Genomic DNA, 1,161 nt, shown 5'->3' with positions numbered 1-1,161 from the left:
CACGTATTGCCGTGTTTCTGAATCATGGGTCATCCGGCTTATTGCCGCCATGTGGAGAGCACTGTTCAGTGCCCTGTCACCGCCCCGGTTCAAGCGGTGCCTGACCGTGTTCCCGGAGGATGCGGGTATGGGGTTCACTCCGGCCAGGGAGGCGAATGCCGCCTCGTTACGGACCCTTCCTTCGTGCGACCACGCTGCGAGGCACTTCGCGGCACTTATAGCCGCGAAGCCTGTCTCTTCCAGTAAGGGCGCGGCTTCACTGGCTTTGACCAGCTCATCGAGCTGGTTCTCGTTGGCCGTGAGCTGTTCATCGAGGGCCAGGACGTGTTTAGCCAGCCGCACGGCCTCAGCGCGGGCGATGGCCAGGGAGAGCTCTTCCTCTCGGGACCGCCATTTGGAGATCTCGGTGATCTGGGCGCTGGTGAGCTTCCTACGGGCGTCCATGCCCAGGTCATTGCTCCGTGCCAGGGCGTTGAGCGCGTTGATCGAGCGGGTGCGGTCCTTGCTCATGGATCCCCTCGCCGTCACCAAAATCCTCACACCTTGGCGGATCCCCGCATGAAGGCGGGGCTGGCGCAGCTGCTCCACCGGCAGAGGCAGGGCCGTCATGGCGATCTGGTGGGCGTCCAGGGCATCGGTCTTGCCCACCCCACGGCGCTTCCTGGCATCCATGCGCGGCGCTTCGGCCACCGGCAAACCATGGGTGGCCACGGTGCCGGCCAGGATCGCCCCGTAGGACGCGGCACCTTCGATCACCCAGAGCGTATCGGCACTGCCACCAGTACGCCGGGCGACCCAGTCGATCGCCCGGTTGATCCCGGCGCCGGTCGCGGGGAAATCCCGGGATTCGAGCAAAGCACCGGTATTCGCGGTGAGGATCGCGTAGACGTGGTTGCGGGCGTGCGTGTCGACGCCGACGACAAATGGATGAGTATGCGCGACGATAGACATGGCGGTCATTGGTACCTTTCCTCTCACGGACATGGTCATGGCCGTCGCCGGCCGGTACCAGTCCGGGTAGAGGTCACCAAGGAACAGCACTGTGACGAGTCACGCCCCCGCAAAGGGGCGGACAATCTTCTGATCAAGCTACCGAGGTGGGCCGGACAGGTGCCGGCCGGACCACCCCGATGGACTGACAGGTCTAGGGAAAGACACCTT

Annotated in this window: 1 protein-coding gene; it reads right to left on the bottom strand. The window is 64.3% G+C overall.

Going from position 1 to position 1,161, the window contains the following annotated elements; all coding sequences use genetic code 11:
- A partial coding sequence (locus PQ627_RS19875) for an IS110 family transposase (protein ID WP_274263026.1) occupies positions 1-960 on the bottom strand: 960 nt, incomplete at its 3' end.
- Positions 961-1,161 lie beyond the last annotated feature (201 nt).

Origin of the sequence: Paenarthrobacter sp. AB444 (assembly GCF_028736865.1) — a bacterium.
GTDB classification, from domain to species: Bacteria; Actinomycetota; Actinomycetes; order Actinomycetales; family Micrococcaceae; genus Arthrobacter; species Arthrobacter nicotinovorans_B.
This window is presented reverse-complemented; position numbering and strand designations above follow the sequence as displayed.